The sequence below is a fragment of the Geodermatophilus sp. SYSU D00079 genome (genome assembly GCF_054050635.1).
Window position 1 is genome coordinate 138,320 of the sequence record NZ_JBJGZS010000006.1, and the last position, 23,606, is coordinate 161,925.

The following is a 23,606-nucleotide window of genomic DNA, read 5'->3' on the forward strand; positions in this document are numbered from 1 at the left end:
CGGCGTGGGCGTTGCGGGCGTGTGACGGCCCTGGTCAGAGGACCGGCCGGTCGGCGGGGGCGTGCATCCACCGGGCCAGCAGCACGGTGGCGTCGTCCTGGAGGAGCCCGTGCTGGTGGTCCAGGACCGCGTGCACCAGCCGCCGGGCGGTCTCCGGCGGTGACTGGTCGGCGGCCACCTCGCGGGTGAGGAAGTCCACCAGGCGCTCCTCGCCGAACCAGTCGCCGGCCGGGTCCCGCGCCTCGGTGACCCCGTCGGTGTGCAGGGCCAGCCAGTCGCCGGGCTGCAGCGGCTCGTCGGCCACGGTGAGGACCCCCGTCCCCAGGCCGAAGGGCACCCGCCGGCCCGCGGACAGCTTCTTGACCACCTTGCCCGAGCGCAGCAGCAGCGGCGGCGGGTGACCGGCGTTGACGTAGCGCAGCCGGCCGCTGCCGACGTCCAGCTCCGCGAGCACCCCGGTGACGAACGCGCTGCCCGGGAAGGTGCCGGCCACCACCTCGTCGATGGCCTGGGCCTGCTCGTAGACGCCGCGGCCGTCCCGGCGCGCGCTGCGGTAGGCCGCCAGCGCCGCGCCGGCGAGCAGCCCGGCGGGCAGGCCGTGGCCCATGGCGTCGAGGATCGCCATCGAGATCGTCGTCTCGGAGATGGAGTAGTCGAACGCGTCCCCGCCGGCCTCGTACGCCGGTTCCACGAGCCCGGCGAGCACGAAGGTGTCACTCGCGGCGGTGAGCGGGGGCAGCTGCTGCCACAGCAGCTCGGCCGACGGCGTCCGCGGCCGCGTCCGGCGCGCCTGCTCGAGGGCGTCGCCGTACTGGCCCATCGCGGCGACCAGGTGCCCGACCATGCCGGCCAGCCACCGGCACTCCTGCCGCAGCCCGGGGTCGTAGAGGTCCGCCTCGGTGCCGATCCGCACCTCCAGCACCCCCACCCGCTCGGCGCCGTCGAGGAGCGGCACCCACAGCCGCGGCGTCCCCTCCGCCTCCGAGGGCAGCGTGCGGAGGGTCTGGAACGCCCGCCCCGGGAGCGTGCCGTCGACCGCGACCGGCTTCCCCTCCGGCGTCCCCGCGGGCAGCAGGGGCCACAGCCGGCGCTGCTCGTGGTCGGCCACGTGCACCGTCACCGCCACGCCCATGGCGGCACCGGCCTCCACCACCAGGGCGGCCAGCCGGTCCGGCGGCGCGGCGTGGGCGGCCTCCACCAGGTGCAGCAGCGCGGCGAACGGCCCGCTCGCCGGACGCCGCGCCCGCAGGGGAGTGCTGTACGGCACCCGCCGCTGGGTGAACAGCTCGTCCAGGCGCTCGTTGAGCGCGTGGGCCAGCACCGTGCGCTGTGCGGGCGGCATCGGTGCCAGGTCCTGCAGCTGGGCCTCCAACTCGAACAGGTCGGCGGTGCCACCGAGGGCGAAGTACCGGGTCCACAGCTGCTCGAGCGTGAGGTCGGCGATCTCGAACGCCGAGCGCAGCGCCCGGTGCTGCTCCTCGGGGGAGGCCGGCGCCGGGCCGGTCATCAGCGCCGCCGGCGGACCGCGGAGCCGACGACGGTGCGGGCGACCTCCGGCAGGCTGCCGGTCTCCTCCCCGGAGCGGGCCAGCAGCATCCCGAAGGCGACCTCCTCGGTCACCCCGTGCCGGGCCATGAGCACGCCCTTGGCCATGCTCACCGTGTCGCGGGTGCCGATCGCGGCGCGCAGCCCGTCGCTGAGCCGCCGGGCGCGCTCGTGGGTCTGCACGTTGGCGACGAGGATCGCCGCCTGCGCGGCGAACCGCGACAGCAGCACCCCGCTGTGGCCGTCGAAGCCACCGGGGACGTCGGCGTAGACCTTCAGCGCCCCCAACGCGGTGTCGCCGGCGACCATCGGCGCGCTCATCGCCGCGCGGAGCCCCAGCTGCGCCGCGGCGGCCGTCCAGCGCGGCCAGCGCCGGTCGGTGGCGAGGTCGTCGACGAGGACCAGGTGCCGGGCGCCCGTGGCGGCCAGGCACGGGCCCTCGTCCAGCTCGTACTGCAGGGCGTCGGCGCGCTGGACCCGGGCGTCGGTCGACCCGGAGCTGCGGCGTCCGCGCTCGTCGATGACCGAGACGCCGGCACCGGTCGCCCCGGGGACGGTGTCCAGCGCCAGCGAGCTGACCAGCCCCAGCGCCGTCGACACGGTCTCCTCGGAGAGCAGCAGGCCGGACATGCGGGCGAAGACGGCCGACAACTCGTCGGCGAGAGGGAGGTCGGGGGAGGGATCGAGGACCACGTGCACCTGCCTGTGCGCGAGCCGCCCGCTCCGCCGGCGCTTGGACGGGAGGACGACGCGGGGTCAGCCTAGCCGCCGGCACCGTTCCCGGCGGTGCCGTCGACGCGGACGTCGGCGCGTCCCCGGGTGCACTCGGCGGCGAAGACCGCGGCCTCGGTGACCTGCCAGCGGCGCCACTGCGGCTCCAGGGCGGCGCCGTCCCGGGCCAGGCCCCGCGCCAGCCGCACCTCCTGCGGCGCCTCCACCCAGATGCGCAGCGACGCCCAGGGATCGACCGCGCGTGGGCAGCTGCCACAGCCCTCCACCACCAGCACGCCCCCGGCCGGCACGGGGGTCGGCAGCGGGGCGAACCGTCCCGCCGTCCAGTCGTAGCGGTGGTAGGCGCCGGCGCGACCCCCGGCGAGGGGGCGCAGCACGCCGGCGGCGAGGCGGGCGAAGGCGCCGGTGAGCGTCCAGCCGGCGTACAGGTCGTCCATGTGGACCACCGTGGCGTCCAGCTCCGCGGCCAGCCCGGCGGCGAGGGTGGTCTTGCCCGACCCCGCGGGGCCGTCGACGCAGACCAGGTGGGTGCCCCCGAGCCGCGGCGCCGCGGCGCGCACCCGCGCGGCGAGGGCGGCCCGGTCCACGGCGGGGCACTCTGCCATCAGCACCTGGGACGATGGGCCCGTGCCCCCGACCGCCGTCTCCGCCGTGCCCACCCGCTGGCGCCTGCTGTGCGCCGTCGTCGCCGTCGTGGTGGCCGCCGTCCTCGCCTACGTCGGCCTCACCCTGCACACAGACGACTCCGGCGTCGTCACCTACACGACCGCCGACCAGGTCGCGGTGGTGCTGCTGGGGCTGGTCCTGGGCGCGGGTGTCCTGGCGCTGGGCCGGCCGCGGGTGGACGCCGACGCCGACGGCATCCGGGTGCGCAACCTGTTCGGCCGGCGGGAGCTGCCCTGGACGGCGGTGCAGGCCATCCGGTTCGACCGGAGGTTCAAGTGGGCGACCCTGCTGCTGACCAACGACGACGAGTTCGCCGTCCTCGCGGTGCAGGGTGCCGACGGCGAGCGGGCCGCGGCCGCGGTCGAGGGCCTGCGGGCGCTGCACGCCGCGGCACGGGCCGCGCAGCCGGCGCCCCCGCCGCTGCTGCACGACCCCCGCGAACGGCCGCAGACCCCGCGCGGCTGACCCGGGAATGACCTGCGGTCCCGCGACGCTGTAGCATGGGCGCGCCTCCCCGCTACACCGAGGCGCGCGAACCACCCAGCGGCCCCGCCCCGGGCCGCTGACCAAGAGGAGCCCGCTCCCACCTGGCGCCGTCGAGGCGCCCAGGTCCCCGGATCGCGGCAGACCGGCCCCCCGGCCGGTCGGCCGCGGCGCGCGCGAGCCGCACGGCTCGTGCACCCCGGAGAGTGGGCCCCGTGAGCTGTCGCTCACGGGGCCTTCATCGTCTCCGGCATCCGGCCGGGTGCGACTCCTCCCGTGCAACAGCAGAGGAGAGGCCATCACCGAGCCCCGCATCAACGACCGTATCCGCGTCCCCGAGGTCCGCCTGGTCGGCCCCGAGGGCGAGCAGGTCGGCATCGTGCCGATCGGCGAGGCGCTGCGCCTGGCCCAGGACTCCGAGCTCGACCTCGTCGAGGTCGCGCCCATGGCCCGGCCGCCGGTCGCCAAGCTCATGGACTACGGCAAGTTCAAGTACGAGTCCGCCCAGAAGGCCCGCGAGGCCCGGCGGAACCAGGCGCTCACCGTCATCAAGGAGATGCGGCTGCGCCTCAAGATCGACCCGCACGACTACGAGACCAAGAAGGGCCACGTCGAGCGCTTCCTCAAGAGCGGCGACAAGGTCAAGATCACCGTGATGTTCCGCGGCCGTGAGCAGTCCCGGCCGGAGATGGGCTACCGGCTGCTGCAGCGGCTGGCCGCCGACGTCGCCGAGCTCGGCGTCGTCGAGTCCAACCCCAAGCAGGACGGCCGGAACATGGTCATGGTGATCGCCCCGCACCGGAACCAGGCGGCCACCGACGCCTCGCGGCGCAACGCGAAGGCGGAGAAGCAGGCCACCGAGGAGCAGGCCCCCCCGGCCTGAGACGGCGCACCGCAGGACCGCACCACCGAGACGGCCGGCGCCGTCGCGGCAGCTCCGTGCTGCCGCGCGGCGCCGACAACCACGAACGAGGACCGAGGACATGCCGAAGCAGAAGACCCACAAGGGCACGGCGAAGCGCGTGCGCGTGACGGGCTCCGGGAAGCTCGTGCGCGAGCACACGAACAACCAGCACAAGTTCGAGGTGAAGTCGTCCGGGCGCAAGCGGCGGGTGAGCGGCATCGGTGTCCTCTCCCCGGCCGACTCCCCCCGGATGAAGAAGCTGCTGGGCCGCTGAGCGCCCTCCGCAACGAGAAGACAGGAGCACTCACGTGGCACGCGTGAAGCGGGCGGTCAACGCCCAGAAGAAGCGCCGGACAACCCTCGAGGCCGCCAGCGGCTACCGGGGCCAGCGGTCCCGGCTCTACCGCAAGGCCAAGGAGCAGATCCTCCACTCGGCCACCTACAACTACCGCGACCGCAAGGTGCGCAAGGGTGACTTCCGCAAGCTGTGGATCACCCGCATCAATGCCGCGGCGCGCCAGAACGACATGACCTACAACCGGTTCATGCAGGGCCTGAAGCTGGCCGGCATCGAGCTGGACCGTCGTGTCCTGGCCGAGCTGGCCGTCAACGAGCCGGCTGCCTTCGCCGCCCTGGTGGAGACCGCGCGCGCCGCGGTCGCCGCCGCCCCGGCCGGCGACGCGACCGGCACCGCTGCCGCCTGAGCTCGACGCAGCACGTCCCGACGCCGTCGGTGACCGGCCCCTCCGGGCCGGCGCCGGCGGCGTCGCCGTGTGTACGGGCCCCCACCGGACGGCGAGATCGCGGGATCTCGACCCGTCCGGACCCTGGAGCGTGCGAGATCACGGGATCTCGACCCGAGGAAGGAGGACGACGGTGACCGCACCCCTGACCGAGCGCTCGGCCCGCATCGTGGCCGCGCGCAAGCTCACCCGGCGGGCCGGCCGGGACGCCGCCGGCCTGTTCCTCGCCGAGGGGCGGCAGGCCGTCGCCGAGGCCCTCGCCGACCCGGCCGGGGTGCGCGAGGTGTTCGTCACCGCCGCCGCGGCCGAGGCGGCCGCCGACCTGCTCGCCGGGACCGCGGTGCCGGTGCGGCCGGTCACGGAGAAGGCGGCGGCCGCGCTGTCGGAGACCGTCACCCCCCAGGGGCTGGTCGCCGTCTGCGCGCTGCGCGACGTGCCGGCCGACGCCCTGGTCACCGCGCCCCCGCGGCTGTCGGTCGCGCTGGCCGAGCTGGCCGACCCCGGCAACGCCGGGACCGTGCTGCGCACCGCCGACGCGTCCGGCGCCGGGGCGGTCGTCTTCGGCGCGGGCTCGGCCGACCCCTACGGCGGCAAGGCGGTGCGCTCCAGCGCCGGCAGCCTCTTCCACGTCGACGTCGTCCGCGGCGCGCCGCTGCCGGAGCTGCTGCCGCGGCTGCGGGCCGCCGGGGCGACCGTGCTGGCCGCCGACGGCGGGGGCGAGGTGGCGCTGCCCGAGCTGGGCGACCGGCTCGCCGGCCCGGTGGTGTGGGTGTTCGGCAACGAGGCGCGGGGGGTGCCCGCCGAGCTGGCCGAGCTGGCCGACGCCCGGGTGCGCATCCCGATGCGCGGGCGGGCCGAGAGCCTCAACCTCGCCGCGGCCGCGGCGATCTGCCTCTACACCACCCAGCTCGCGCAGTAGGGGGACGGCGGACCGCAGCGGGTCGGGGTCAGCGCTCGGCGGCCGACGGGGCCGGCCGCTCGTACCGGCGCAGGGCGGCGGTCCGGAGCAGCTCGGCGAAGTCCGCGCCGTCCTCGGGGAAGACGCTCACGCTGACCCGGACCCCGGCGGGCAGCTCCGCGCCGTCGAGCCGGACCGGCCCGCGCAGTGCGTCGAGCAGCTCCCCGGCGATGCGGTGCGCCTCGGCGGCGGCGGTCCGCGGGTCCAGGTCCCGCAGCGCCACCACCAACTCGTGCCCGCCGAGCCGGCCGACCAGGTCGCGGCGGCGCAGCACGGCCCGCACCCGCTCCGCGACGCGGCACAGCAGGTCGTCACCGGTGCCGTGACCCCACACGTTGGTGGCCGCGATGACGCCGTCGACGTCGACGAGCAGCAGGGCCAGCGCGTCGTCGCCCGCGCGGGCGCTCCAGATCGCCGTCTCGACCTCGTCGGCCAGCCGCCGCCGGTCGGGCAGCCCGGTCAGCGGGTCGGTGCCGGCCAGCTCCTCGAGCCGGGCGCGGTAGCCCGAGGCGCGGTCGCGCTCCCGGGCCAGTGCCCGCTCCGCCTCGACCCGGGCGGTGACGTCGACCTGGACCCCGATGTAGCGGGCCACCGTGCCGTCCGGGCCGTGCACGGGGGCCAGGTGCAGCTCGTTCCACCACGGCGTCCGCTCCGGGCCGCGGTGGTTGAGCAGCGTCACCCGCACCTCCTCGCCGGCCGTCACGGCCCGGCGGACGGCGGCGACCGCGGCGGGGTCGGTGTCCGGACCCTGCAGGAACCGGCAGTTGCGGCCCAGCAGCTGCTCGCGGGGCAGGCCGGCCAGCCGCTCGAAGGCGGGGTTCACGTAGACCAGCGGCTGGTCGGGCCGCTGCACGTCGACGATGGTGACGCCGCTCGGCGTGGCGTCCAGCGCACGGCGCAGCAGCGCCTCGCCGGCCGGGGGCGCGGCCGGCGGCGCCGGGCGGACCGCGGACGGCGCCGGTGCGGCCGCCGGGGCGGCGGGGGCCGGCCCGACCCGCGGGGCGACCCGGGCCAGCAGCGCCGCGGCGGCGCGGACGACGGTGTCCCGGTCGTAGGTGAGCGCGTAGGCGAACCGGCGCTGCTCGTCGGGACCGTCGTCCCCCAGGTCGCGGGCCAGCAGCGCCGCGGCGAAGTGCGGGCCGAGGACGGCGACGTCCCACTCGCCGCGGACCGGGTCGGCCGGGTCGAGCGCCGCGCCGCGCAGGCCGGGCAGCGGCTCCACCGGCAGGTCCTCGCCGAGGGCGCAGACGAAGCCGGTCCGCTCGACCAGGTCGCGGTAGCGCAGCGCGGTCGACGGGGTGAGGTGCCGCGCCTCCTGGAACGTGGCGGCCACCACCGACGCGGGCCCGAGCCGCAGCGCCTCGCGCTCCAGCTGCTTGGACAGCTCGATCAGCAGCGCCTTGGGGGCCTCCCGCAGCGGCACGGTCACCGGCAGGCAGGCGAAGGGGGAGACGGCGGCGTCCTCGGTGAGGGTGTCGGGGCGCTGCGAGGGCAGCACGAGCGAGCCGGTCGGCGCGCCCTCGACCGGGCCGGGGCCGGGACGGCCGAACAGCCATCCCTGGCCCAGCGTCGCGCCCAGCGCGCGGGCCATGTCCAGGTGCGCGGCGTCCTCGATGCCCTCGGCGAGCACCACCGCGCCGGTGCGCTCGGCGTGCGCGTTGACGGCGTTCATGATCTCGGCGATCGCCGGGCCGGGCCGCTCCTGCACCAGCCGCAGGTCCAGCTTGACCACGTCTGGGCGCAGCAGCGGCATGAACGCCAGCGACAGCGGGTCGGCGCCCACGTCGTCCACCGCGACGCCCCAGCCGACGGCGCGCACCCGCTCGACGGTGCGCAGCAGCTCGGCCGGCCGGGTGGCCAGCGCCCGCTCGGTGATCTCCAGGACCACCCGCAGGCCGCCGGGTGCGGCCGAGGCGATCGCGAGCAGCTCCTCCATCGGCGCGTGGTCGAGCACCTCGGGCTCGACGTTGACGAACAGGGTCAGCGGTGCGCGCAGGCCCTGCTGGAGGGCGCCGGAGAGGGCCGCGGTGCGGCAGGCGGCGTCCAGCTCGGCGAGCCGGCCGGCGGCGCGGGCGGCGGCGAAGAGCGCGTCGGGGCGCTCCAGCGGGCCCTCGGGTCCGCGGGCGAGCGCCTCGTAGGCGACCACCCGGCCGGTGTCGAGCTCGACGATCGGCTGGAAGACGCTGCGGACGCCGCGGTCGCGCAGCACCTCGTCGAGGGCGGTCGCGGGGAGAGGGGGAGCCACGACGGCAGCATCGGCGGCGACCGGGCCGGGCCGCAGCCCAACCGCCGTCCCCCGCCCCCATCGGGGGAGGTCAGGCGGGCATCGCGATGAGGACGACGGCGGCGCCGGCCGCGGCGAGCCCGGCCACCTGGGTGCCGACCAGCCGCTCGCGGAGCACCAGCTGGGCCAGGAGGACGGTGCTCACCGGGTACAGCGAGGCGAGGACGCCGGTGACCGCCAGCTGGCCCTGCTGCGTGGCCAGCAGGAACAGCGCGTTGGCCGCCATGTCGCCGGCCCCGCCGAGCACCACCACCGGCAGCGTGGCCCGGGGCACCCGCAGCGACTGACCCACACCGAGTGCCAGGACCACGACCAGCGACACCGACACCACCCGGGCGCCGACCGGCGGCGGCCTCGGCGGTGCGGTCCAGCAACGCGAAGAACAGGCCGAACCCGGCCCCGGCCGTCAGCGCCGGCACCAGGGTGGCCGGGCGCGCCGCGCGCAGCGAGGACAGCCCGTCCTCGGCGGCCACCAGGACGACGGCGACCAGCGCCAGCCCGATGCCCACCACGGCCCACCAGGCCAGGCGCTCCCCGAAGCCGACGCCGACGAGGAGCGGGACGGCCGCGGCCGACACCGCCGTCACCGGTGCGACGACGCTCATCACGCCCCCGGCCAGGGCGCGGTAGAAGAGGACCAGCCCCGCCGCCCCCGCCACGCCCGCGGTCGCGCCCCACAGCAGGTCCGCGACCGTCGGGTCCCCGCCCAGCCAGGGCAGCAGGAGCAGCAGCCCGAGCAGGCCCGCGGTCTGGGAGAGCGCGACGACGGCGAACGCGGTCGCCCGCCGGCTGGCCAGACCGCCGCAGAAGTCGGCCATCCCGTAGACCACCGCGCTGGCCAGGGCCAGCAGGACCGCCACGCCGACCTCCGAACCGGGCCCGCCCGGCGCGCGCCCCGGCCCCGTGTCTAGCACCGGCGGGGCGCCCGTCCCCGGCCCGACGGGCAGGTCGGCAGTCGCGCTGCGGGATCTGGCACCCCTCCGGCGAGATCCCGCGATCTCGGCACCCTGCGGCGCCCCGACGGCCGAGATCGCGGGATCTCGACGGGGACCGGCAAACCCGTGCGCGGCCGGACGCGGGCGCCGGGCAGAATGGCCTCCCGTGTCTGGCGCCAACGACCCCTACGACCCCAAGCAGGTCGCCGCCCTCTCCGCCGAGGCCCTCGACGTCGCGGTCGCCGAGGCCCAGAAGGCCTTCGCCGGGGCCGGCGACCTCGAGGCGCTGGCCGCCGTCCGCCCGGCGCACCTGGGTGACCGCGCGTCGGTGCTGCTGGCCCGCCGCGAGCTCGGTGCCCTGCCCCCGGCCGCCCGGTCCGACGCCGGCAAGCGGGTCAACGCCGCCCGCGTCGCGGTGACCGAGGCCTACGAGGCCCGCCGGGCGGAGCTGGAGGCCGAGCGCGACGCGCGGGTGCTGGCCGAGGAGCGGGTCGACGTCACCCTGCCCTGGGACCGCACCCCCCGCGGCGCGCGGCACCCGCTGACCACGCTCACCGAGCGGATCGCCGACGTCTTCGTGGGCATGGGGTACGAGGTCGCCGACGGCCCCGAGCTCGAGGCCGAGTGGCTGAACTTCGACGCGCTCAACATCGGCCGCGACCACCCCGCGCGCACGATGATGGACACCTTCTTCGTGGCCCCCGAGGACTCCGGCCTGGTGCTGCGCACGCACACCAGCCCGGTGCAGGCGCGCACGATGCTGTCCCGGACGCCGCCGATCTACGTCGTCGCGCCCGGCCGCGTGTACCGCACCGACGAGCTCGACGCGACGCACACCCCGGTCTTCCACCAGATCGAGGGCCTGGCCGTCGACCGCGGGCTGTCCATGGCGCACCTGCGCGGCACGCTGGACCACGTGGCCCGGGTGCTCTTCGGCGCCGAGGCGGTCACCCGATGGCGGCCGTCGTACTTCCCGTTCACCGAGCCGTCGGCGGAGGTCGACGTCTGGTTCCCCGAGCACCGCAGCGGCCCACGCTGGGTGGAGTGGGGCGGGTGCGGGATGGTCAACCCGCGGGTGCTGGTCGCCTGCGGCATCGACCCGGACGAGTACAGCGGCTTCGCCTTCGGTCTGGGGATCGAGCGGGCGCTGCAGTTCCGCTCGGGTGTCGGCGACATGCGGGACATCGTCGAGGGCGACGTCCGGTTCACGAGTGCGTTCGGAGTGGAGCAGTGAGGGTCCCCATCGGCTGGCTGGCCGAGCACGTCGACCTCCCCGGTGACACCACGGTCGAGGACCTCGACACCGCCTTCGTGCGCCTGGGCCTGGAGGTGGAGGCGGTCCACCGCCCCGAGGAGGTCACCGGCCCGCTGGTCGTCGGCCGCGTCCTGGAGATCGAGGAGCTGACCGGCTTCAAGAAGCCGATCCGCTACTGCCAGGTGGACACCGGTGAGGGACAACCGCGGGGCATCGTCTGCGGCGCCCGCAACTTCTCCGCCGGCGACGCCGTGGTCGTCGCGCTCCCGGGGGCGGTGCTGCCCGGCGGGTTCGAGATCGCCTCGCGGAAGACCTACGACCGGCTCTCCGACGGGATGATCTGCTCGGTCCGCGAGCTCGGCATCGGCGAGGACCACGCCGGCATCCTCGTGCTGGGCGACGGCGCCCCCGAGCCGGGCACGCCGGCCGGCCCCGTCGTCGGCCTGGACGACGTCGTCATCGAGCTGGCCGTCACGCCCGACCGCGGCTACTGCCTGTCCATGCGCGGCATCGCCCGCGAGATGGGCACCGGCCTCGGCGTCGACTGGCGCGACCCCGGCGCGCTCACCCCGCCGGCCTGGTCCGGCGAGCCGGCCTGGCAGGTCACCGTCGAGGACGCCGACCGCTGCGACCGGTTCTCGATGATCGCGCTGGAGGGCCTGGACCCGACCGCGCCGACGCCGTGGGAGATCCGGCGGCGACTGGCGCAGTCCGGCGTCCGCAGCATCTCGCTGGCCGTCGACGTCACCAACTACGTGATGCTCGAGCTCGGCCAGCCGATGCACGCCTTCGACCGCGACGCGGTCACCGGCCCGGTCGCCGTCCGCCGGGCGCGGGCGGGGGAGCGGCTGATCACCCTGGACGGCGCCGACCGCGCGCTGGACGCCGACGACCTGCTGATCACCGACGACACCGGCCCGATCGGGCTGGCCGCGGTGATGGGCGGGGCGTCGACCGAGATCGGCGACGGCACCACGAACGTGCTGCTGGAGGCGGCGCACTGGGAGCCGACGGGGGTGGCCCGCACCGCCCGCCGGCACCGGCTGCCCAGCGAGGCGGCCAAGCGCTTCGAGCGCGGCGTCGACCCGGAGATGACGATGGTGGCGCTGGCCCGCGCCGCGGCACTGCTGGCCGAGCACGGCGGCGCCTGCGTCGTCGGCACGCCGGTGGACGTCGACACCCGCGGCCCGCGCCCGACGATCCTGCTGGACGCCGAGCGGCCGGGCCGGGTGGCCGGCGTGCCCTACCCGCCGGCCCAGGTCGTCGAGCTGCTGGCGAAGGTCGGCTGCACGGTCGACGGCGACGGCGCCCCGCTGACGGTCACCCCGCCGTCCTGGCGCCCGGACCTCACCGACCCGGCCGACCTGGTCGAGGAGGTCGTGCGGCTGGCCGGCTACGACGACGTCCCCTCGGTGCTGCCCACCGCCCCGCCCGGGCGCGGGCTGACCGACACCCAGCGCCGCCGCCGCGCGATCGGCCGCACCCTCGCCGAGGCCGGGTACGTCGAGGCGCCGTCCTACCCGTTCGTCGGGGAGGCCGCCCTCGACGCCCTCGGCCTGGAGGCCGGCGACCCGCGCCGCGCGGTGGTGCTGGTGCGCAACCCGCTGTCGGAGGAGGAGCCGGCGCTGCGCACCACGCTGCTGCCCGGCCTGCTGGCCACCCTCGCCCGCAACCTCTCCCGTGGCCAGCGCGACGTCGCGCTGTTCGAGCACGGCGCTGTCTTCCCCGGCGGCCAGCGCACACCGGCGCCGCTGCCCGGGGTGGACCGGCGTCCGGACGACGAGACGCTCGCCGCGCTGCTCGGGGCCGTCCCCGCCCAGCCCTGGCACGTGGCCGTGGCGCTGGCCGGCAACCGCGAGCCGCGCGGCTGGTGGGGGCCGGGCCGCCCGGCCGTGTGGGCCGACGCGGTGCAGGCCGCCCGCCGGGTCGCCGCGGCCGCCGGCGTGGAGCTGACCGTCCGGGCCGGGGAGCGCGCGCCCTGGCACCCGGGCCGCTGTGCCGAGCTGCTGGTCGGCGGGCGGGTGGTCGGCCACGCCGGTGAGCTGCACCCGCGGGTGTGCGCGGCCCTGGACCTCCCCGCCCGATCCTCGGTGATGGAGCTCGACGTGGACGCGCTGCCGGCCGCGCCGGTGCCGGTCGGGCCCGCCGTGTCGGCCTTCCCGCCGGTGCTGCTGGACCTGGCGCTCGTCGTCGGCGACGACGTGCCCGCCGCCGAGGTGGACGCCGCCCTGCGTGCCGGCGCCGGGGAGCTGCTGGAGTCGCTGCGGCTGTTCGACGTCTACACCGGGTCCCCCGTCGCGGAGGGGCACAAGTCGCTGGCGTACGCGCTGACCCTGCGGGCCCCGGACCGGACGCTGACCAGCGAGGAGGCCACGGCTGTGCGCGACGCGGCGGTGGCCGCGGCCGCGGCCGCGACGGGCGCCGAGCTCCGTGGCTGAGGCCGCCGGCCCGCTGGCGGGCTCGGTCGCGCTGGTCACCGGCGCCTCGACGGGCATCGGCCGCCACCTGGTGCAGGGGCTGGCCGAGCGGGGCGCCGCGGTGGCCGGGCTGGCGCGCGGCGGCGAGCGGCTGGCCGCGACGATGGCCGAGGTGGCCGCCGCCACCGGCGCCCGCACCCTGGCCGTCGCCGCCGACGTCACCGACCGCGCGGCCGTGGACGACGCCGTCGCGCGGGTCCGGGAGGAGCTCGGCCCGGTAGACCTCCTGGTCAACAACGCCGGCCTGGTCGACGCCGCGGAGGAGCCGCTCTGGGAGGCCGACCCCGACCAGTGGTGGGACGTCGTGTCCAGCCACGTCCGTGGCGGGTTCCTCCTGTGCCGCACCGTCGTCCCGTGGATGGTGCTGCGCAACCGCGGCCGCGTGGTGAACCTCGCCAGCGGCATGAGCCTGCGCGCCCGCCCGGAGTACTCGGCCTACTCGGTGGCCAAGACGGGTCTGATGCGCATGACCGAGGCCCTCGCCGGCGCGCTGGAGGGCACCGACGTCCGGGCCTTCGACGTCGCGCCCGGCGTGGTCCGGACCGACATGACCGCCGGCATGCCGATGCACCGTGGCCGCACCGACTGGACCGAGCCGGCCGACGTCGTCGCCGTGGTGACCGCGATCGCGGCCGGTGAGCTGGACGCGTGGTCGGGCCGGTTCCTGCGGGTGGGCGGCGACGACCTGGACACCCTGCGCGGGCTCCGGCCGGACGGCGACGCCCGCCAGCTGCGGCTGCGCCCGTACGGGGACGACGACCCGCTGGCCTGACCCACCCCACGCCCGGGTGCTCGCTGGCCTGACCCACCCCACGCCCGGGTGCTCATGCTCTCCCCACCCCGCTGGGCAGAGCACGAGCACGGCCGGAACACCGTCCCCGGCGGCGCAGCGCGATACTCGGATGAACGGTCATGCATGGCCGTGTATGGTCATGCATCGTGAGTACAGGGCAGACGTGGACGGTCGGGGTCACCGGCGCCACCGGCTACGCAGGGGGTGAGGTGTGCCGGCTGCTGGCCGGGCACCCGGCCCTGCGGCTGGCCGGGGTGCACGCCAATTCCAGTGCCGGGCGACGCCTGGGTGAGCTGCAGCCCCACCTGCTCCCGTACGCCGACCTCGAGGTGCAGCCCAGCGACGCCGAGTCGCTCAGCGGCTACGACGTCGTCGTCCTGGCCCTGCCGCACGGGGAGTCGGCCGCGATCGCCGCGCAGCTGTCCGACGACACCCTCGTCGTCGACTGCGGCGCCGACCACCGGCTCAACGACCCGGCGGCGTGGGCGCGGTGGTACGGCGGCGAGCACGCCGGCTCCTGGCCCTACGGGCTGCCGGAGCTGCCGGGCCAGCGGGAGCAGCTGGCCGGCGCCCGGCGGATCGCGGTCCCCGGCTGCTACCCCACCTCGGTCACCCTGGCGGTCGCCCCGGCGCTGGCCGCCGGGCTGGTCGAGCCCGACGTCGTCGTGGTCGCCGCCAGCGGCACCTCCGGCGCGGGGAAGAAGGCCGCGCCGCACCTGCTGGGCAGCGAGGTCATGGGCTCGGTGAGCGCCTACGGCGTGGGCGGGGTGCACCGGCACACCCCGGAGATGGTGCAGAACCTCAGCCAGGCGGCGGGGCAGGCCGTCAGCGTCAGCTTCACCCCGACGCTGGTGCCGATGAGCCGGGGCATCCTCGCCACCTGCTCGGCACCGCTCACCCCGGGCACCGACGCCGCCACCGCACGGGCCGCCTACGAGAAGGCCTACGCCGACGAGCCGTTCGTCCACCTGCTCCCCGAGGGGCAGTGGCCGACGACGGCGCAGGTGCTCGGCGCCAACACCGTCGCGCTGCAGATCGCGGTCGACCCCGACGCCGGCCGGCTGGTCGTCGTCGCCGCGGTCGACAACCTGACCAAGGGCACCGGCGGAGCGGCGATCCAGTGCGCCAACCTCGCCCTCGGCCTGCCCGAGACCACGGGCCTGCCGCTCGTGGGGGTCGCGCCGTGAACGCCCCCCACGACGACGCCCCGCCGGCGCTCCACGGCTCCGCGGGGGCCCCGGAATGACCACCACCGCCCCGAAGGGCTTCCGGGCCGCCGGCGTCGCGGCCGGGGTCAAGAGCACCGGCGCCCACGACGTCGCCCTGGTCGTCAACGACGGCCCGCACGACGCCGCGGCCGCGGTCTTCACCACCAACCGCTTCCCGGCCGCGCCGGTGCAGTGGAGCCGTCAGGTGCTCGGCACCGGCCGGGTCAAGGCGGTCGTCCTCAACTCCGGCGGGGCCAACGCCTGCACCGGCGCCGAGGGCTTCCAGGACACCCACGCCACCGCCGAGCACGTGGCCGGCGAGCTGGGCATCGGCGCGATCGACGTCGCGGTCGCCTCGACCGGGCTGATCGGCGTCCGGCTGCCCATGGCGGAGCTCACCGCCGGGGTCACCGCCGCGGCCGGGGCGCTGTCCGAGGACGGCGGGGACGACGCCGCGCGGGCGATCATGACCACCGACAGCGTGCCCAAGACGACGGTGCAGGCCCGCGACGGGTGGACCGTCGGCGGCATGGCCAAGGGCGCCGGGATGCTGGCACCGAGCCTGGCCACGATGCTCGTCGTCCTCACCACCGACGCGGTGGTCGACGCCGCCACCCTCCAGTCGGCGCTGAAGCAGGCGACCAGCGTCAGCTTCGAGCGCGTCGACTCCGACGGCTGCCTGTCGACCAACGACACGGTCATCGTCATGGCGTCCGGCGCCAGCGGGGTCACGCCGTCGGCCGCGGAGGTCGCCGAGGCGCTCACCGCGGCGGCCACCGACCTCGCGATGCAGCTGCTCGCCGACGCCGAGGGCTCCACCAAGGACATCGCGATCACCGTCCGCAACGCCGCCAGCGTCGACGACGCCCTCACCGCCGGGCGGGCCTGCGCCCGCAACAACCTGCTCAAGACCGCGCTGTTCGGCAACGACCCCAACTGGGGCCGGGTGCTGGCCGCGATCGGCACCACCGACGCGGCGTTCGAGGCCGACCAGGTGGACGTGACCATCAACGGCGTCACCGTCTGCCGCGGCGGCGCGATCGGCGACCCGCGGGAGCTGGTCGACCTCACCGGGCGCGAGATCACCATCGACGTCGACCTGAGGGCGGGGACGGAGCAGGCCACCATCTGGACCAACGACCTGTCCATCGCCTACGTCCACGAGAACTCGGCCTACTCCACATGAGCGAGCCAGGACCCCACGTGACCACCACCCACGACCCGGCCGCGCAGGACCCCACGCCGCCCGACGTCCGCGTCGACGACCTCCCGCCGCCGCCGCCCAAGGTCGGCACCCGCCGGGTCATGCGCACCTACGACCCCGAGGGCGACCGGCAGAAGGTCGCCGTCCTCACCGGCGCGCTGCCCTGGCTCAAGGAGTTCCACGGCAACGTCGTCGTCGTGAAGTACGGCGGGCACGCCATGGTCGACGAGGAGTGCCGGCGCGCCTTCGCCGAGGACATGGTCTTCCTGCGCACCTGCGGCATCCACCCGGTCGTGGTGCACGGCGGCGGCCCGCAGATCACCGAGATGCTGGGCCGGCTGGGCATCGCCAGCGAGTTCCGCGGCGGCCTGCGGGTCACCACGGCCGAGACGATCGACGTCGTCCGCATGGTGCTGACCGGCCAGGTCACCCCGGAGGTGGTCGGGCTGATCAACCAGCACGGCCCGCTGGCCGTGGGCCTGTCCGGGGAGGACGGCGGCCTGTTCACCGCCGCCCGCACGCACGCCCTCGTCGACGGCCGCCCGGTGGACGTCGGCCTGGTCGGCGACGTGGTCGCCGTCGACCCCACCCCGGTCACGGCGCTGCTGGAGTCCGGGCACATCCCGGTCGTCGCGACGGTGGCGCCGGACGCCGACGGCGTGGTGCACAACGTCAACGCCGACACCGCCGCGGCGGCGCTGGCCGTGGCGCTCGGCGCGGTCAAGCTCGTCGTCCTCACCGACGTCGAGGGGCTCTACGCCGACTGGCCCGACCGCGACTCGCTGGTGCAGCAGATCGACGCCGCCGAGCTCGCCGAGATCCTGCCCACCCTCGACGCCGGGATGGTGCCGAAGATGACCGCCTGCCTGCGGGCGGTGAACGGCGGGGTGAAGCGGGCGACGGTCGTCGACGGCCGCGCGCCACACGCCCTGCTGCTGGAGATGTTCACGACGGAAGGGACCGGGACCATGGTGGTCCCGGCCGAGACCGGGAGGGAGCCGGCATGACCCACACGGAGGAGCTGGCCACCCGCTGGTCGGCCGTGATGATGGGCAACTACAAGACCCCGCCGGTCGCGCTGGCGCGCGGCGCCGGGGCGACGGTGTGGGACGTCGACGGCCGCGAGTACACCGACCTGCTCGGCGGCATCGCCACCACGATCCTCGGGCACGCCCACCCGAGGGTCGTCGAGGCGATCACCCGGCAGGCGCAGACCCTCGGGCACGTCTCCAACCTGGCCATGCACGAGCCCGGCGTCCTGCTGGCCGAGCGGCTGCTGGAGCTGGCCGGCCGGCCCGGGCGGGTCTTCTTCTGCAACTCCGGCGCCGAGGCCAACGAGGCCGCCTTCAAGATCAGCCGGCTCACCGGGCGGCCCGAGGTGATCACCGCCGAGGGCGCCTTCCACGGCCGCACCATGGGCGCGCTGGCCCTCACCGGGCAGCCCTCGAAGGCCGCGGCCTTCGCCCCGCTGCCCGGCGGCGTCCGGTACGTGCCCTACGGCGACCCCGGCGCGCTGGCCGGCACGGTCACCGACCGGACGGCGATGGTGCTGCTCGAGCCGATGCTCGGGGAGGGCGGCGTGCTGCCCGCCCCCGCCGGCTACCTGACCGCGGCGGCACGGACCGCGCAGGACGCCGGTGCGCTGTTCGCCGTCGACGAGGTGCAGACCGGCACCGGCCGCACCGGGCACTGGTTCGCGCACCAGGCCGACGGGCTGCAGCCCGACGTCATCACCCTGGCCAAGGCCCTCGGCGGCGGCCTGCCGCTCGGCGCGACCCTGGCCTTCGGGCCGGCCGCCGACCTGCTGACGGCCGGCTCGCACGGCTCCACCTTCGGCGGCAACCCGATCGCCGCCGCCGCCGCGCTGGCGGTCCTCGACACGATCCGCGACGAGGGGCTGCTGGAGCGGGCCAAGGAGCTCGAGCACCGGTTCACCGCCGGGATCGAGGGCCTCGGGCACGCCGGGGTCAGCGGGGTGCGGGGGCGGGGTGCGCTGCTCGGCGTCGTCCTCACCGCACCGGTCGCCGCCGCGCTGGAGGCGGCGCTGCGGGACGCCGGCTTCCTCGCCAACGCCGTCGCCCCCGACGTGCTGCGGCTGGCGCCGTCCCTGGTGCTGAGCGACGCCCAGGTCGACGCCTTCGTCGCCGCGCTGCCCGCGGCCCTCGACACCGCACTCCAGGAGACCGGACAGTGAGCCCCCGGCACTTCCTGCGGGACGACGACCTGACCCCCGCCGAGCAGGCCGAGGTGCTCGCGCTGGCCGCCGAGCTCAAGCGCACCCGGCACACCGCGCAGGCGCCCACGCCGCTGGCCGCGCCGAACGGCGTGCCGCGGGCGGTGGCGGTGCTGTTCGACAAGCCGTCGACCCGCACCCGGGTGTCGTTCTCCGTCGGCGTCGCCGAGCTCGGCGGCTACCCCCTGGTCATCGACGCCGGCTCCAGCCAGCTCGGGCGCGGCGAGCCGATCGAGGACACCACCCGCGTGCTCGACCGGCAGGCCGCCGCGATCGTCTGGCGCACCTTCGGCCAGGACCGCATCGAGGCGATGGCCTCGGTCAGCCGGGTGCCGGTGGTCAACGCCCTGACCGACGAGTTCCACCCCTGCCAGATCCTCGCCGACCTGCAGACGGTCGCCGAGCGGCGCGGCCGGCTGGCCGGCCTCACCCTGACCTACCTCGGCGACGGCGCCAACAACATGGCGCACTCGTACCTGCTCGGCGGGGCCACCGCCGGCATGCACGTGCGGATCGGCTCACCCGAGTCCTTCCGGCCGTCCAAGGCGGTGCTGGAACGGGCCGAGGAGATCGCCGCGCAGACCGGCGGCTCGGTGGCCTGGACCGCGGACGCCGCGGCCGCCGCCGACGGCGCCGACGTCCTGGTCACCGACACCTGGGTGTCCATGGGCCAGGAGGGCGAGTACGAGTCGCGGATCGCGCCGTTCCTGCCCTACGCGGTGGACGGCGCCGCGCTGGCCCGGGCCGCCGACGACGCCGTCGTCCTGCACTGCCTGCCGGCCTACCGCGGCAAGGAGATCGCCGCCGAGGTGATCGACGGTCCGCAGAGCGCGGTGTGGGACGAGGCGGAGAACCGGCTGCACGCCCAGAAGGCGCTGCTGGTCTGGCTGCTGGAGCGATCGGGGTGACCGGCGCGCTGACCCGCTCGGCGCGGCAGGCCCGGATCCGCGAGCTGATCGACACCCGCCCGGTCACCTCGCAGACCCAGCTCGCCGCGCTGCTGGCCGGCTCCGGCATCGAGGTCACCCAGGCCACGCTGTCGCGGGACCTGGAGGAGCTCGGCGCGGTCAAGATGCGCGGGTCCGACGGCGCCCCGGCGTCCTACGTGCTGCCGCCGGAGAACGCCCCGCTGCGGCCGGCGCAGGCCGCTCCGGCCCGGCTGACCCGGCTGCTGGCCGACCTGCTGACCAGCGCGGAGGGCAGCGCCAACCTGGCCGTCCTGCGCACGCCGCCGGGCGCCGCGCAGTTCCTGGCCTCCGCCCTGGACAAGGTCGGCCTCCCCGACGTCCTGGGCACGATCGCGGGGGACGACACTCTCCTGGTCGTCTCCCGCGCACCCGACGGTGGTCCGGCGCTCGCCGACCGCCTGCGGGCGCTCGCCGCGCGCACGCCGGCGGTCTACCCCGAACTGACGTCGGACCTGGAAGAGAGCTGATCGTGACCTCCGCACCTTCGGAGACCCGTCTGTGGGGCGGCCGCTTCGGCGGCGGCCCCTCCCCGGCGCTGGCGGCGCTGTCCAAGTCGACCCACTTCGACTGGAAGCTGGCGCCGTTCGACCTGGCCGGCTCGCGGGCCCACGCGCGGGTGCTGCACCGGGCCGGGCTGCTCACCGACGACGAGCTCGCCCTCATGCTCGGGGCGCTGACCGAGCTGTCCAACGAGGTCGAGGCCGGCACCTTCGTCGCGCTGGAGTCCGACGAGGACGTGCACGAGGCGCTCGAGCGCGGGCTGTCGGGCAAGCTCGGCGCGCTCGGGGGCAAGCTGCGGGCCGGGCGCAGCCGCAACGACCAGATCGCCACCGACCTGCGGCTCTACCTGCGCCACCACGTGCGCTCGCTGGTCGGGGAGCTGTCGTCGCTGGAGTACGCGCTGCTGGGCCTGGCGCAGCGGTACCAGGACGTCGCCGCCCCGGGCATGACCCACCTGCAGCACGCCCAGCCGGTGCTCATCGCCCACCAGCTGCTCGCCCACGTGCACGCGTTCGCCCGCGACGTGGACCGGCTGCGGGACTGGGACCGGCGGACCGCGGTCAGCCCCTACGGCTCCGGCGCCCTGGCCGGCTCCTCGCTCCCGCTGGACCCCGACGCGGTCGCCGCCGAGCTCGGCTTCGACCGCGCCTCCGACAACTCGATGGACGGCGTCAGCGACCGCGACTTCGCCGCGGAGTTCTGCTTCGCCGCCGCCCTGATCGGCGTGCACCTCTCCCGGCTGGGGGAGGAGGTCGTGCTCTGGACGTCGACGGAGTTCGGCTGGGCCCGGCTCGACGACTCCTGGGCGACCGGGTCCTCGATCATGCCGCAGAAGAAGAACCCCGACATCGCCGAGCTCGCCCGCGGCAAGTCCGGTCGCTTCGTCGGCAACCTGACCGGGCTGCTGACGATGCTCAAGGGGCTCCCGCTGGCCTACGACCGCGACCTGCAGGAGGACAAGGAGCCGGTCTTCGACTCCATGGAGCAGCTGCTCCTCCTCCTGCCGGCGGTCACCGGGATGGTCGCCACGCTGACGCTGCGCCCGGAGGTCATGGAGGCCGCGGCGCCGCAGGGCTTCGCGCTGGCCACCGACGTCGCCGAGTGGCTGGTGCGCGAGGGCGTGCCGTTCCGCTCGGCGCACGAGATCAGCGGGGCGATGGTCGCCTTCTGCGAGGAGGCCGGTCTCGAGCTCGACGAGCTCGACGACGACCAGCTGGCCGGCATCGACGAGCGGCTGACCCCCGGCGTGCGCTCGGTCCTCACCGTGCGCGGCGCGCTGGCAGCCCGCAGCGCCCGCGGGGGGACGGCGCCGGAGCGGGTCGCCGAGCAGCTGACCGGGCTGGCCGAGCTCACCCGGCAGCACGCCGACTGGGCGTCGTCCTCACCCGTGGCGGCCGCGCTCTGAGCTCGCCGTCGCCCGGGCCGCTGCTGACGGCGGCGGAGCTGCTCGGGCCGCCGGACGTCGTGGCCCCGGCGCTGCTGGGGTGCTGGCTGGTCACCGACCGGCCCGAGGGGCAGGTGGCGCTGCGGCTGACCGAGGTCGAGGCCTACGCCGGCGACGGCACCGACCCCGCGGCCCACTCCCACCGGGGGCCGACGCCGCGGGCGGCGATCATGTTCGGCCCGCCCGGGCGGCTCTACGTGTACTTCAGCTACGGGGTGCACTGGTGCGCCAACGTCGTCGTCGGCCCGGAGGGGCAGGGGTCGGCGGTGCTGCTGCGCGCCGGGGACGTCGTGGTGGGGGAGGAGCTGGCCCGCGCCCGCCGGCCGGCCGCACGGACGGCGCGGGACCTCGCCCGCGGTCCCGCGCGGCTCACCCAGGCCCTGGCGATCGGCCCGGACGACAAGGCCGCCGACCTGCTGTCCCCGGCCAGCCCGGTCCGGCTGCACCACGGCGAACCGCCGGCGGCGGTCTCGACCGGGCCGCGGGTCGGCATCACGCTCGCCACCGAGCTGCCGTGGCGGTTCTGGGAGACCGGCGCGGACTCGGTCAGCGTGTTCCGGCCGGGGGGTCGGCCCCGCCGGAGGAGCGCAGGGGAGGATCAGTAGCCGTGACCGACGTGATCGACGAGCTGCACCGGCGTGGGCTGATCGCCCAGAGCACCGACGAGGAGGCGCTGCGCGCGCACCTCGCCGAGGGGCCGGTCGCCTACTACGCCGGCTTCGACCCGACGGCGCCCAGCCTGCACGTGGGTCACCTGCTGCAGTTCATGGTGCTGCGGGCCCTCCAGCGGGCCGGGCACCAGCCCGTCGTCCTGGTGGGTGGGGCGACCGGCCTGATCGGGGACCCGCGGCCGACGGCCGAGCGGCAGCTCAACGACCGCGAGACCGTCGCCGGCTGGGTGGACAGCATCCGCACCCAGGTGGCGCCGTTCCTCGAGGTGCCGGCCGAGCGGGACGGCCTCGCCCCGCCGGTCTACGTGAACAACCTCGAGTGGACCGCGCCCCTGTCGGCGATCGACTTCCTGCGGGAGATCGGCAAGCACTTCCGCGTCAGCCAGATGCTGGCCAAGGAGGCGGTCTCCGCGCGGCTGAACTCCGAGGCCGGCATCAGCTACACGGAGTTCAGCTACCAGATCCTGCAGGCCAACGACTACCGGGAACTGCACCGGCGCAACGGGGTGACGCTGCAGACCGGCGGCTCGGACCAGTGGGGCAACCTGACCGCCGGCATCGACCTGGTGCGGCGCACCGAGGGCGCGCGGGTGCACGCGCTGTCGACCCCGCTGGTGACCAAGTCCGACGGCACCAAGTTCGGCAAGACCGAGGGCGGCGCCGTCTGGCTCGACCCGGCGCTCACCTCGCCCTACGCCTTCTTCCAGTTCTGGCTCAACGCCGACGACGCCGACGCCCGCGCCTGGCTGCCGCTGTACTCGGAGCGGCCGGCCGAGGAGGTGGCGGCGCTCGTCGCGGAGTCCCTGGAGCGCCCCGCCTCGCGCGCGCCCCAGCGGGCGCTCGCCCAGGAGCTGACCCTGCTCGTGCACGGCCCCGAGGAGCTGCGGCAGGCGGAGGCCGCCGGGCGGGCGCTGTTCGGCCGGGACGACCTCTCCGCGCTGGGCCCCGAGACCCTCGGCGCGGCCCTCCGGGAGGCCGGCAGCGTCACCGTGGACGGCGGGACGCCCACCGTCGCGCAGCTCCTCCAGCTCACCGGTCTGGTCGGCAGCCTCTCCGAGGCGCGGCGGACGGTGAAGGAGGGCGGCGCCTACCTCAACAACGAGCGGGTGACCGACGCCGAGGCCGTGCCCCGCGACGACGCCTGGCTCCCCGGCGGCTGGCTGGTGCTCCGCCGGGGCAAGCGCGCCGTCGCCGGGGTGCAGCGGGGGGCCTGACCTGGGGTGTGAACGGCGTGTGACGGAGCCGTTGCCAGGGGGTGTCCGGCGTCACCGCGTACCGGTTTGACACGGCCTCCGGGCCCACGTAACTTTCTCTGTGCGCCGGGAACGACCGCGAGGCCGGGCCCGGGCGCCAGAGTGAGACAACAAGCCGAAGACGACGGCCGCGAGGCCTGGTTCTCCGCGCGTCCGCTCCTTGAGAACTCAACAGCGTGCCGAAAGTCAGTGCCAAGTTTTATACCCCCGCACTGCGCACTTTGTGTGTGGTGAGGGATTCCTTTGGTTGATTGACATCGAGAGTGCTAGCTCTCGGTTCTCGGCTGGGGATGCAAATTCATCTACGGAGAGTTTGATCCTGGCTCAGGACGAACGCTGGCGGCGTGCT

General features: G+C 76.0%; 22 protein-coding genes and 1 pseudogene. 17 read left to right on the forward strand and 6 right to left on the reverse strand.

The annotated features are described in order from the left end of the window. Window positions 1-34: 34 nt before the first annotated feature. From ACI79E_RS08060 to ACI79E_RS08070, 3 genes are all read right to left on the reverse strand, one after another. Window positions 35-1,507 (reverse strand): PP2C family protein-serine/threonine phosphatase, encoded by a 1,473-nt coding sequence (locus tag ACI79E_RS08060; RefSeq protein WP_456932007.1) that lies wholly within the window; start codon window positions 1,505-1,507, stop codon window positions 35-37. Beyond that, window positions 1,507-2,238, reverse strand: a complete 732-nt coding sequence (locus ACI79E_RS08065; RefSeq protein WP_456932008.1) for a GAF domain-containing protein — start codon at window positions 2,236-2,238, stop codon at window positions 1,507-1,509. Before ACI79E_RS08065 ends, ACI79E_RS08060 begins: the two co-directional genes overlap by 1 nt. Window positions 2,239-2,306: 68 nt before the next feature. Further along, window positions 2,307-2,882, reverse strand: coding sequence for a uridine kinase family protein (locus ACI79E_RS08070; RefSeq protein WP_456932009.1), 576 nt, complete (start codon window positions 2,880-2,882; stop codon window positions 2,307-2,309). Between the two features lie 22 nt (window positions 2,883-2,904). Between ACI79E_RS08070 and ACI79E_RS08075 the strand changes: the two genes are divergently transcribed. From ACI79E_RS08075 to ACI79E_RS08095, 5 genes are all read left to right on the forward strand, one after another. Beyond that, window positions 2,905-3,408 carry a PH domain-containing protein gene (locus tag ACI79E_RS08075; protein ID WP_456932010.1) on the forward strand — a complete coding sequence of 168 codons (504 nt, stop codon included), beginning with the start codon at window positions 2,905-2,907 and terminating at the stop codon, window positions 3,406-3,408. A gap of 280 nt (window positions 3,409-3,688) precedes the next feature. Continuing rightward, window positions 3,689-4,309: a translation initiation factor IF-3 gene (gene infC, locus ACI79E_RS08080; protein WP_456932011.1), complete on the forward strand. Its 621-nt coding sequence runs from the start codon at window positions 3,689-3,691 to the stop codon at window positions 4,307-4,309. A gap of 100 nt (window positions 4,310-4,409) precedes the next feature. Beyond that, window positions 4,410-4,604, forward strand: coding sequence for a 50S ribosomal protein L35 (gene rpmI, locus ACI79E_RS08085; RefSeq protein ID WP_097204960.1), 195 nt, complete (start codon window positions 4,410-4,412; stop codon window positions 4,602-4,604). Window positions 4,605-4,638: 34 nt separating this feature from the next. Then, complete coding sequence (rplT, locus tag ACI79E_RS08090) at window positions 4,639-5,034, forward strand: 50S ribosomal protein L20 (protein WP_097204962.1); 396 nt, start codon at window positions 4,639-4,641, stop codon at window positions 5,032-5,034. Window positions 5,035-5,206: 172 nt separating this feature from the next. Further along, a complete protein-coding gene (locus tag ACI79E_RS08095) occupies window positions 5,207-5,992 on the forward strand; it encodes a TrmH family RNA methyltransferase (RefSeq protein ID WP_456932012.1) in 786 nt (261 codons plus the stop codon). 28 nt (window positions 5,993-6,020) lie between these two features. Here ACI79E_RS08095 and ACI79E_RS08100 read toward each other — a convergent pair whose 3' ends face one another. The 3 genes and pseudogenes from ACI79E_RS08100 to ACI79E_RS08110 form a co-directional block, all read right to left on the reverse strand. Further along, on the reverse strand, window positions 6,021-8,276 hold the full coding sequence (locus tag ACI79E_RS08100; protein ID WP_456932013.1) for an EAL domain-containing protein: 2,256 nt from the start codon (window positions 8,274-8,276) through the stop codon (window positions 6,021-6,023). A gap of 70 nt (window positions 8,277-8,346) precedes the next feature. Continuing rightward, a complete protein-coding gene (locus tag ACI79E_RS08105; protein WP_456932014.1) occupies window positions 8,347-8,637 on the reverse strand; it encodes an EamA family transporter in 291 nt (96 codons plus the stop codon). A gap of 208 nt (window positions 8,638-8,845) precedes the next feature. Next, window positions 8,846-9,133, reverse strand: a pseudogene (locus ACI79E_RS08110) (EamA family transporter); the annotation flags it as partial. Between the two features lie 283 nt (window positions 9,134-9,416). On the opposite strand from ACI79E_RS08110, the gene pheS reads away from it, so the two are divergent. From pheS to tyrS, 12 genes are all read left to right on the forward strand, one after another. Then, on the forward strand, window positions 9,417-10,484 hold the full coding sequence (gene pheS / locus ACI79E_RS08115; protein ID WP_456932015.1) for a phenylalanine--tRNA ligase subunit alpha: 1,068 nt from the start codon (window positions 9,417-9,419) through the stop codon (window positions 10,482-10,484). Further along, entirely contained in the window at window positions 10,481-12,943 is a 2,463-nt protein-coding gene (gene pheT, locus ACI79E_RS08120; RefSeq protein WP_456932016.1) for a phenylalanine--tRNA ligase subunit beta, read from the forward strand. The genes pheS and pheT overlap by 4 nt, the downstream gene beginning before the upstream one ends. Next, window positions 12,936-13,754 carry an SDR family NAD(P)-dependent oxidoreductase gene (locus ACI79E_RS08125; RefSeq protein WP_456932017.1) on the forward strand — a complete coding sequence of 273 codons (819 nt, stop codon included), beginning with the start codon at window positions 12,936-12,938 and terminating at the stop codon, window positions 13,752-13,754. The genes pheT and ACI79E_RS08125 overlap by 8 nt, the downstream gene beginning before the upstream one ends. Window positions 13,755-13,921: 167 nt before the next feature. Beyond that, on the forward strand, window positions 13,922-14,962 hold the full coding sequence (argC, locus tag ACI79E_RS08130) for an N-acetyl-gamma-glutamyl-phosphate reductase (protein WP_456932018.1): 1,041 nt from the start codon (window positions 13,922-13,924) through the stop codon (window positions 14,960-14,962). Between the two features lie 55 nt (window positions 14,963-15,017). Beyond that, on the forward strand, window positions 15,018-16,169 hold the full coding sequence (gene argJ / locus ACI79E_RS08135; RefSeq protein ID WP_456932019.1) for a bifunctional glutamate N-acetyltransferase/amino-acid acetyltransferase ArgJ: 1,152 nt from the start codon (window positions 15,018-15,020) through the stop codon (window positions 16,167-16,169). Window positions 16,170-16,186: 17 nt separating this feature from the next. Further along, a complete protein-coding gene (gene argB, locus ACI79E_RS08140; protein ID WP_456932020.1) occupies window positions 16,187-17,194 on the forward strand; it encodes an acetylglutamate kinase in 1,008 nt (335 codons plus the stop codon). Beyond that, a complete protein-coding gene (locus ACI79E_RS08145) occupies window positions 17,191-18,381 on the forward strand; it encodes an acetylornithine transaminase (protein ID WP_456932021.1) in 1,191 nt (396 codons plus the stop codon). The genes argB and ACI79E_RS08145 overlap by 4 nt, the downstream gene beginning before the upstream one ends. Beyond that, complete coding sequence (gene argF, locus ACI79E_RS08150) at window positions 18,378-19,328, forward strand: ornithine carbamoyltransferase (protein WP_456932022.1); 951 nt, start codon at window positions 18,378-18,380, stop codon at window positions 19,326-19,328. Before ACI79E_RS08145 ends, argF begins: the two co-directional genes overlap by 4 nt. Further along, entirely contained in the window at window positions 19,325-19,855 is a 531-nt protein-coding gene (locus ACI79E_RS08155) for an arginine repressor (RefSeq protein WP_456932023.1), read from the forward strand. Before argF ends, ACI79E_RS08155 begins: the two co-directional genes overlap by 4 nt. A gap of 2 nt (window positions 19,856-19,857) precedes the next feature. Continuing rightward, window positions 19,858-21,294, forward strand: coding sequence for an argininosuccinate lyase (gene argH / locus ACI79E_RS08160; protein ID WP_456932024.1), 1,437 nt, complete (start codon window positions 19,858-19,860; stop codon window positions 21,292-21,294). 23 nt (window positions 21,295-21,317) lie between these two features. Further along, the gene (locus ACI79E_RS08165; RefSeq protein WP_456932026.1) at window positions 21,318-21,938 is read left to right on the forward strand and encodes a DNA-3-methyladenine glycosylase; all 621 of its coding nucleotides are present in this window, start codon (window positions 21,318-21,320) and stop codon (window positions 21,936-21,938) included. A 2-nt stretch (window positions 21,939-21,940) separates the two neighbouring features. Continuing rightward, window positions 21,941-23,218, forward strand: coding sequence for a tyrosine--tRNA ligase (gene tyrS, locus ACI79E_RS08170; RefSeq protein WP_456932025.1), 1,278 nt, complete (start codon window positions 21,941-21,943; stop codon window positions 23,216-23,218). Window positions 23,219-23,606: the final 388 nt, after the last annotated feature.

Coding starts and splice junctions, on each gene's coding strand:
- ACI79E_RS08060 (WP_456932007.1), bottom strand. CDS start 1,507: ATGACCGGCCCGGCGCCGGCCTCCCCCGAGGAGCAGCACCGGGCGCTG.
- ACI79E_RS08070 (WP_456932009.1), bottom strand. CDS start 2,882: ATGGCAGAGTGCCCCGCCGTGGACCGGGCCGCCCTCGCCGCGCGGGTG.
- rpmI (WP_097204960.1), top strand. CDS start 4,410: ATGCCGAAGCAGAAGACCCACAAGGGCACGGCGAAGCGCGTGCGCGTG.
- argJ (WP_456932019.1), top strand. CDS start 15,018: ATGACCACCACCGCCCCGAAGGGCTTCCGGGCCGCCGGCGTCGCGGCC.
- ACI79E_RS08145 (WP_456932021.1), top strand. CDS start 17,191: ATGACCCACACGGAGGAGCTGGCCACCCGCTGGTCGGCCGTGATGATG.